Raw genomic sequence first — 8,709 nt, forward strand, 5'->3', positions numbered from 1 at the left:
AACATAGAGCTGTTGGACGGTTGGATGTGAGTCGTCAGGAGGTGCGAGCGTCGTAGTTCTCGCGGTTTGCGAGGACCTCGGCCATGTGTGTCTGCGCCCAGTTTCTGAGCCCGCGCGTCATGTGGTGGAGCGAGAGACCGAGGTCGGTCAACTCGTAGGAGACGGTGACAGGGACGGTTGGCGTCACGGTACGGGTGAGCAGACCATCGTGCTCCAGCGACCGTAGGGTCTGGGTCAGCATCTTCTGGCTGACCCCGGCCAGAAGACGAGCGATCTCGGAGTAACGCATCGCCTTCGGAGCGTCTGCGTGTGCTGCACCGGGCTGGCCGGTGCTGTTGTCGCCGCCCAGCGCACACAGAATCAGGACGACCCACTTATCCGAGATTCGGTCGAGCAGCTGCCGGCTGGGGCACCCTGCCAGGAACGCGTTGTACTCCACCTTGGCCTGAGCCCTCTTCTGGGCCGCCTTCATCGTCGTCACTGATCGCACCTCTCACCGATGGGTGGGTTACGCACTCCAAAGTGCCTACTTCCTGACAGGAAGTTTCTCTCCAATGCTGATGCAGGGAGGCAGCAGGCGCCACCCCCCAAGTGCACGACGAAAGGCAACAGGATGAGCACACCCTCCTTCTCTCTTCCCGGCGGCACCTGGACTCTGGGTGACCTGACCGTCACCCGGTTCGGTTACGGCGCCATGCAACTGGCCGGCCCGTGGGTCATGGGGCCGCCCACCGATCGCGAGGGTGCCCTGGCCGTTCTGCGTGAAGCGGTCGACCTCGGTATCACACACATCGACACCAGCGACGCCTACGGGCCGCGCGTCACCAACGAGTTGATCCGCGAGGCACTGAACCCCTATCCCGAGTCGCTGCACATCGTGACCAAGGTGGGCGCGACCCGCGACGAACAGGGTGGCTGGCCCGTGGCCCGGCGACCCGAAGATCTGCGCCGCCAGGTCCACGACAACCTCAAATCCCTCCGGCTCGACGTACTCGACCTGGTCAACCTCCGACTCGGCAACGCCGAAGGTCCCCAGCCCGGCTCGCTCGCCGAGGCGTTCGAGACACTTGTGGAACTCCAGCAGCAGGGCCTGATCCGCCACCTGGGGGTCAGCAACGCCACCGAGGAGCAGGTCACCGAGGCACAGAGCATCGCGCCGATCGTGTGCGTGCAGAACATGTACAACCTCGCCCACCGCCACGACGACAAGCTCATCGACCGGCTCGCCACCGACGGCGTCGCGTACGTACCCTTCTTCCCCCTCGGGGGCTTTACCCCGCTTCAGTCCTCGGCGCTCTCGGCGGTCGCCGCTCGGTTGAAGGCGACACCGATGTCCGTCGCACTGGCCTGGCTGCTGCAGCGATCACCGAACATCCTGCTCATCCCCGGCACGTCATCGACAGCGCACCTGCGCGAGAACATCGCCGGCGCGGGACTCAAGCTCTCTCATGAGGACTTGACCGAGCTGGACGACATCGGCCGCTGAATGCCCCAGAGCTGAACGGCCCACAAGCCACGACCGAAGCCACCGTTGAAGTTTCGGCCCCGGTCACCTTCGCGCGACCGGGGCCACTTCAGGACGTCCGCAAGCCTCGAAGTCCCCGCCAACTGGGGCCGCCCGAAGCCAACATGCCGGGGCCGCTGAACAACGTCACAGCCACCCTGGGGAACCCAGCCCCAGAGGTAGCAGGCTTCACCCAGGACGCACAGGCAGTGCACCATCTCCAGGCGGTTCAGGCGCCGGTTGACGGCCAGGAAGCGTTCGACGAGGTCGCTCATTGGTGTATCGGGGTCGCGTCGGGTGGCGACGATCGCGGAGAACAGGGGATTGCCGATCCGGTTGCCGCTGCCTCCGAAACTCCGGTTCTCCACCATTCGACCCACCGGCATGAGCGGACGATCGAGCCGGTGACAGGTGACGAGTTTGCCCAGCGCCTCGTCCAGGGAGCGCTGGGTGAGAGTCTGCTTCACTTCGATGACGGCGTAGGCGCCTTCGATCGGCATGACGTGCTGCCGGTCGTCCGCTGTGGCGCGCTGCTTGACGGTCGGGAACCAGGTGTCATTGAAGACGACAACGTCACAGTCTCCCGCTGTGTTGCCTCCGCGGTCGGACAAGGTGCCGCAGGTCACCTGGTAGCGCCGGGGAGGATCCTGCCGAGTTCTTCCCGGAAGATCGCTTCGATGGCCGGTCCCGACGAATAGTTGGCAGCCCTCATCCGGATCTCGGCCTCGGCGCGGACCTGGAGCGTGGCCTCGACCCACCGGCAGCGCTCGGCGAAGGCACGCCGCATCACATCGCTGGTCTGCTTCGGCTGCCAGGATTCCACCAGGGAATCCAGGTCGTCGTCTTCCACTGCTCGCCCCCGCTTGCTCAAAGAGGGAGCAGCGTAGCCGCCTCAGGCCCGTTGGACGATGAGGTCGGCGAGCGGCTGCTTCTCGAGGTAGCGCAGGGCAGTGTGCGGATCGGTGATGCCGTTGCGGACGAGTTCGTCGCGGACGGCCGGAGCGACGGCCGCCAGTCCATTCTGGGCGACGAGGTCACCGGCGGCGTGAAGGTTCAACCAGTCGATGTCGTCGGGCAGTTGAAGGGCACCGGCCTGGCCCAGCGAATGACGGATGGTGGGCCAGGCCAGGGGGGATCCGCAGGTGACGAGGGTGGTCAGGCCGTCGGGGCCGGGGCCGGTGTCGTCGCGTGTGAGCATGTCGAAGGCGATGACGCTGCCCAGGGAGTGCGCGATGACCAGGCGAGGGCCGGGGCGGTGCAGTTCGGTGCGGACCTCGGCGCGGATGCGCTCACCGATGTCGTGGTGCAGGTAGCGGTAGACCTGGCGGACGAAGCCCAGCAGACGCCGCCCCATGTCACGGCCGATCTTGTGGTCGACGGCGACCACGGCCTGGGCGACAGGGCGGGGGATGTAGGGGATGCCCAGGCCGAGGGTTTCGGTCTCAAGCTGTTCGGGATCGAGGTCGGGTGGGGCGTACAGGGCGAGGGTGTCGAGGACGAATGCCTCTTCCTGGTCGGTGAAGGGGTCGGTGTCATCGACGAGCGGGGGATTGTCCTGTGCGCCCAGGCGTTTACTTGGGGTGCGGAAGAGGTTGCCGTAGTAGGCCATCGTCAGCGGTGGGATGGGGCAGGCGGGCCCGTGGTGGGTGCGCAGGCCCTTGGTCAGGGCGCCGGCCCAGTCGGCCGAGAGTTTCACGACGTTGGTGTTGCCCTGCCAGATGCCGTGGATACCGACGATGTGCACGCTGATCTTTCCCCCCGGAACCTGCTTCCCCGCAGGATGCGGGCTGGTGACTGCCGGGATCCTATCCGGCCGAGGCGGCGGCCGCGTCGCGGCTGCGGTCTGGCTGGGTGGTTAGAGTGCTGGGCAACGTGTGCGTGAGGGGGCGTAGTTGAACGGGGTGGCGCCGTGGCCTCGGCGGCTGGTGATCGTTGCGGTGGACGAGTACTTCACCGAGGATGAGGCCTTCACCGCGGGGATCCAGAAGCAGGTGGAGACGATCACCGGCTGGCTGGCCGATCCCGCGATAGACGCGGGGCGGCGGTTCGAGGTCGCGCGGCCCAAGGAGCTGACGCAGCCGGAGGATTTGCGGCTGTTTTTGACCGAGCAGGAACTCGCGCAGGCGCAGTGGGACCAGGCGCTGGTCGTCTACATCACCGGGCACGGCCTGCGCGGCCAGTCCCGGCGCCATTACCTGACCTTCGGCCACACCTCCCCCGACCGGCTGCTGGGCACCGCGTTTCCCACCAGCGAGCTGATCACGCAGGCCATGGACAGCGAGGCGGAGCACATGCTGGTGCTCGTCGACTCGTGCTTCGCCGGCAGCCTCAAAAGCGAACTGAGCGTGCTGTTTGAGGAGTTGTGTGCGCAGCGGCGCGACCTGAAGACCCTCGCTGTAATCACCAGCGGCGATTTCGAGCAGGAGCCGCACCGGGGCGAGTTCACACGGCTGCTGAAGCTGGCACTGGACAAGGCCAGGGATGAATCGGCCGGCTTCACCGCGCCCCATCTGTCGTTCCAGGACTGGGAGAGGCTCCTCAACACGGTCGGCGACGAGAACCCCGGCCTGCTGCGGGCGCTGTGGGTGTGGCCGGATTCGCGCCGTGACGAGCCGAGCCTGTGCCTGCCCAACCCGCACTATGAGCCGAAGGAACAGGTTGTGGAGGCCTCCCGGCAGCCAGTGTCGCTGTCGGCATCCACCCTGAAGCAGTACTGGCTGGCCCGCGCCTCGGGCCGTACCGATGACGATGATCCGGGCTGGTATTTCAGCGGGCGCCAGACGCTGATGCAGGCGCTGGTGGAGTTCGTCCAAGCCGGGGCGGGGGTACTGGTGGTGACCGGGGCTGCCGGCTCGGGCAAGTCGGCGCTGCTGGCCCGGCTGGTCACCCTGAGCGATCCGCTGTTTGTCTCCCGGTTCGCGGACATAGTGGATACGGTTCCCGCACCGCTGCGGCCGCGGCGGGGTGCGGTGGACGCGGCCGTGCTGGCGCGGGGGAAGTCGTCCCTGGCCTTGATCGAGGATCTGCTGGCCGCCCTCGGCGCCGAGGGCGTCGGGGGCGAACCTCCCTTGCAGGCGTTGTTGGACCGGGTGGCCGCGGCCTGTGCCGAGGTGCTGGAGCCGGTAACCCTCGTGATCGACGGGCTGGATGAGGCGCAGGAGCCCACCGCGTGCCTGTCCGACGTGATCGCCCCGCTCGCCCGGCTGCGTGCCGCGGACGGGGAGCCGGCGGTGCGGTTGGTGCTGGGGATGCGTAGTTCGGCCCAGGACGTCGAGGGCGGCAAACTGCAGGATGCGGCGGCCGACCAGCTGCTGGGTTTGCTCCACACCGTGTTGCAGGCAGGGATGGGCGAGAGCAGCGTGCCGCTGGCCCTGCTGCGCACAGACGGGGAACAGACCGCCGCCGACATCACCGCCTACGTGGAGATGGTGCTGCAGGCGGCCGAGGACAGCCCGTATGCCGGCCATGGCGCGGCGGCGGCCGAGGTCGCGGCGGTGATCGCGCAGGCGGTGAAGCCGTCGTTCCTCGACGCCCGGCTGGCCGCCGCCCAGCTGAGGTCCGCCATCAGCCGACAGGACGTGCAGGATCCCCTCTGGCGCGATCGGTTGCACGCCGGAACGACGGCGCTACTCGCCAGCGATGTGCGGCAGGTGGCCAGGGACCAGGACATCAGCCTGCGGCTGCTGCTGGCGGTGCTGCGGGCCACCGCCTTCGCCCAGGGCGCGGGGCTGCCGTGGGCGGAAGTGTGGCCGGCGGTGGCCGCCGCGGTCCTCGGCCCGGCTGCACCGCCCGCCGGTGAAGTCGATGCGGTGATCCGCACGGTGCGGCACAGCCGCCTGGTCGGTTACCTCGCCGCCGGTGAAGAGGACGGCCGGGTCACCTACCGGCCCGCCCACCAGCGGGTGGCCGAGGTGCTGTTGACCGAGCCCGGCTTGCTGGCCGTGGATCCCCTTGCGGGCATTCCTGAGGAATGGGCTGCCGAGATGGAAGACGTGCAGCCCGTGGAGCAGATCCACCGTGCCATCGCCGAGGCCTGCGCCCGCCTGGCCGAGCAGGGCGGCCGCCTGGCTCCGCATCCCTATGTGCGCCGCCACACGGTGGCCCACGCCGAACTGGGCCACACACTGGACGATTCGATCATGCCGGTGGAACTGGCGGTCTGGGAGAGCTCGGGGTCGCTGCGCGGACGGCTTGGCCTGCCGCTGCCGGTGGGCGACCCCAAGCGCCGGGTGCTCACATCGGCCGGGCTGATCGAGCCCTACCTGGATGAGTCGGCGGATGCCCCGTCCCGCTTCAGCAGCGTCTCCTTCCATCTGGCGACACACGACGAGGAGGAGGGGAAGGACCTGCTGCCGACATCGCCGACTTCCGCTGACTCCTTCGGCCCGCGGCTGCATACCCAGTGGGGGCGCTGGCAGGCGCGCACCAACGTGGTGGCTTCCCCCGTGGGCCGGGTGCACGCCCTGTGCTCGCTAGCGACGGTGGACGGCCGCCAACTGCTCGCCACCAGCACCCGTCACGGCATCGGCGTCTGGGACAGCACGACCGGCCAGCAGCTCACCCACATCGACACCGGTGTCGCCCATAGCATGACGGTCGCGAAGGGGACCAGCGGGCGTCCCTTCCTGGTGGCGGCCGGGCCCCGCAGCGCGGCGGTGTTCGATCCGCTCTCGGGCCGCCAGCTGGCGGGCCTGGAACTGCCCGGTGTGCGCACGGTGGTGGTGGCACAGGATGGTGCCGACCGGTGGACGATGGTGGTGGCCAGCGGGCGGGAGGAGCTGGTCCTGTGGAAGCCGTCGGAGGACGTGGTCCAGCGGGTCCGCCTGCCTGACGATCTCCGCCTCCCGGACCGGCTGACCTGGATCCGTGACCCGCAGAGCCGGGGCTACCACCTGTGCAAACGGCACCGCGCCGGGTGGGTGCTGTTCAACCCCCTGACCGGCGACGTCCTGCCCCTGCACCTGCCGTTTTCCACGACCCGGTCCATGGCAGCCGTACGAGGGCCGTCCGGAGGCGATCTGCTGGCCGTGCTGCGCGGCGGCAAGGACGAGCCGGTCTGGCTGTTCAACCCCTTCCAGATCGCCGCCCGCCAGAGCGAGCTCTTTCCCACCGATTCTCTCCAGGCCGGCGAGGTGGTAGGCCGGTTGCCCGTTCGGGGCCAGCGGCTCGTGGCGTTGGCCGCTCCCGGTGGCGCCAGCGTGGCAGGCATCGTGACGGACGACGCCATCGAGGTATGGGATGTGTCCCGGTCCCAGCCGCGGCATGTGGGAACGTACCCGGCGCAACCGCGAGCGATGTTCGCCGGCATTCCCAGCCCAGATAAGGCCTGGAAGGTTGCCGTCACCGGTGACGAGGGCGTCCAACTGCACGGCCCCCACCCTGCGGTGCAGTGGGGCCCCAGCCCATCACCCTCTCCACGGCCCCGGCCGGCACGCAAGCCGTGGCGGGTCACGCAGGCAGCGCACATGATGGCCGCCCTGCCGTCCGCGAAGGGTACGCAACGGCTGGCCGTCCCCACTGGCTCCCAAGTGGAGATCCTGGACGCCGTCACTGGGCAGTGTCTCGACCACTACGAGCATTCCTCCCCAGTGACCTTCCTGGAAGCCCTACCCGCCCGGGACGGCTCAGCCGCCGTGGCCGTGGGCGACACGACGGGCATCCGTCTGTGGAACACCGGAGATGATGTCGCCCTGCCGCTCCTGAACGGCTCGTTCGAGCAAGCCCGCTGCTGCGCAGTGCAGCTTCCGGATGGGCAACCCGCTCTCGTGGTGACCGACCACAGCGGGACGATCATCGTGGACGCCGTCACCGGCGAGGTAAGACCGCTACCCGGCAACGGGCCAGTCAGCGCGCTGCTGGCGCTGCCCTCCCCCGCCAGCCGCTGCCTGGTGGCGGCGACGGTGCGCTCCCGGCTGCTGGTGTGGGATGTAGTCAGTGGCGAACTCATCGACGAACGCACGCTGCCCTACCGCAACACGGTCACCGCACTGTGCCTCGTCCCCCTACCTAAAAATCGTGTCGCGGTGGCCATCGCCACGCCTCATGAGATCGCATTCTGGGATCCGCAGAGGTGGAGTCCGGTGGGCCGTATCGACACCCCGTACACCGCTGTGATGACCGCACTCCCCCAGCCCTCGGGGTCCTGGCTGCTGGCAGCCGGCAACGGCACCGGCATGCGGCTGTGGGACCCCCTCACGGGACGCCTCGTGCATTCCCTGCTCACCGCGGCACCGGTCACCAACATCGTGCACACCGCCGGCGACACGCAGCGTGTGCACATCGCCGGGCCGACAGGACTTGCCACTCTCGGCTGGCCGCTGAAGGCAGAGCCGTCATAGGACGGCAATCGCCCGCTGATGGCACTGTCGCCGCCGACGGCCCGCACACGGGTCGGGCCCAACCGCTTGGGCAGCAACGCTTCTGGCGAAGGCCCGAGATCCGGCACGCTCGTGGCCCGGGGCCAGGGCGAGACACGCATGGTCAGCACGCCCTCTCGCAGGGCGTTCGTGGCGCAGGCGCCCGCAGGTTTGCCGGGATGCACCACCGGGCCGTGGACAGCGTGGATAGTCTCCGGTACGTGATGAACGACGGTCTCATGCGTACCACCACCCGGCTCTTCGACGCCTTCTGGGCAGCGGGAATCTCCAATCCGCTGGAGATCGTGGACCAGATATCCCTTCCTGTGTCTCCGCGAGCTGGACGGCATACAGGAATGCTGGGACCAAGAGGCGGTTCCGCAGGAAGCACCGGAGAGGGAACCTGTCTTCGCTCAGGACGAGCAGCATCTGCGCTGGTGCCATCTCATTCGCCTGACGCCTCAACGCATGTACACGTCGATGACCGACGAGGTGTTTCCCTGGCTGCGTAGTCACGCTTTCGCCGGGCTGGCCTATTCGCAGCACGTCAAAGATGCTCGTTTCACGATCCCGACCCCCAGGCTCCTCGCCAGGGCTGTGGGCCTCCTCGAGGAGGCCCTCTCGGCCGGGGATACCAACGCAGGCGGTCTGTACGAGCAACTGCTCGCCCGGGTCGCCACGGCCGGTCCCTTCGGCGCCTTCCGTACGCCTCACCATCTGACGGCTCTGATGGCAGCGATGGCTGAGCCCGGAGCTCGCCGGCTGGGCCGGGGATGTCTGGGCCGGGCTGCGGCCGGAGCTGGCCGAGCGGTTGAGGGAGGCCGAGTTCCTCTGGCGTTCCTCACAAGC

6 protein-coding genes and 1 pseudogene are annotated in these 8,709 nt (G+C 68.4%); 3 read left to right on the forward strand and 4 right to left on the reverse strand.

Going from position 1 to position 8,709, the window contains the following annotated elements; translation table 11 throughout:
• Nucleotides 1-34: 34 nt before the first annotated feature.
• Entirely contained in the window at nucleotides 35-472 is a 438-nt protein-coding gene (locus ACH4YL_RS38620; protein WP_398512217.1) for a winged helix-turn-helix transcriptional regulator, read from the reverse strand.
• Between the two features lie 141 nt (nucleotides 473-613).
• On the opposite strand from ACH4YL_RS38620, the gene ACH4YL_RS38625 reads away from it, so the two are divergent.
• Entirely contained in the window at nucleotides 614-1,486 is an 873-nt protein-coding gene (locus ACH4YL_RS38625) for an aldo/keto reductase family oxidoreductase (RefSeq protein ID WP_398512210.1), read from the forward strand.
• Here ACH4YL_RS38625 and ACH4YL_RS38630 read toward each other — a convergent pair.
• From ACH4YL_RS38630 to ACH4YL_RS38640, 3 genes are read right to left on the reverse strand one after another with little or no spacing between them, the layout of a single operon-like run.
• A complete protein-coding gene (locus ACH4YL_RS38630; protein ID WP_398512211.1) occupies nucleotides 1,447-2,115 on the reverse strand; it encodes a DUF6602 domain-containing protein in 669 nt (222 codons plus the stop codon). The two genes, ACH4YL_RS38625 and ACH4YL_RS38630, sit on opposite strands and share 40 nt — an antisense overlap.
• 11 nt (nucleotides 2,116-2,126) lie before the next feature.
• Nucleotides 2,127-2,354 (reverse strand): hypothetical protein, encoded by a 228-nt coding sequence (locus ACH4YL_RS38635; RefSeq protein WP_398512212.1) that lies wholly within the window; start codon nucleotides 2,352-2,354, stop codon nucleotides 2,127-2,129.
• Between the two features lie 42 nt (nucleotides 2,355-2,396).
• The gene (locus ACH4YL_RS38640; protein WP_398512213.1) at nucleotides 2,397-3,248 is read right to left on the reverse strand and encodes a hypothetical protein; all 852 of its coding nucleotides are present in this window, start codon (nucleotides 3,246-3,248) and stop codon (nucleotides 2,397-2,399) included.
• Nucleotides 3,249-3,441: 193 nt separating this feature from the next.
• Here ACH4YL_RS38640 and ACH4YL_RS38645 point away from each other — a divergent pair, with 193 nt between their 5' ends.
• Nucleotides 3,442-7,842: an AAA family ATPase gene (locus ACH4YL_RS38645; protein WP_398512214.1), complete on the forward strand. Its 4,401-nt coding sequence runs from the start codon at nucleotides 3,442-3,444 to the stop codon at nucleotides 7,840-7,842.
• Between the two features lie 756 nt (nucleotides 7,843-8,598).
• Nucleotides 8,599-8,709: pseudogene (locus tag ACH4YL_RS38650) on the forward strand (DUF5937 family protein); the annotation flags it as partial.

This window comes from Streptomyces sp. NPDC020681, from assembly GCF_044334895.1.
Taxonomy (GTDB): Bacteria; Actinomycetota; Actinomycetes; order Streptomycetales; family Streptomycetaceae; genus Streptomyces.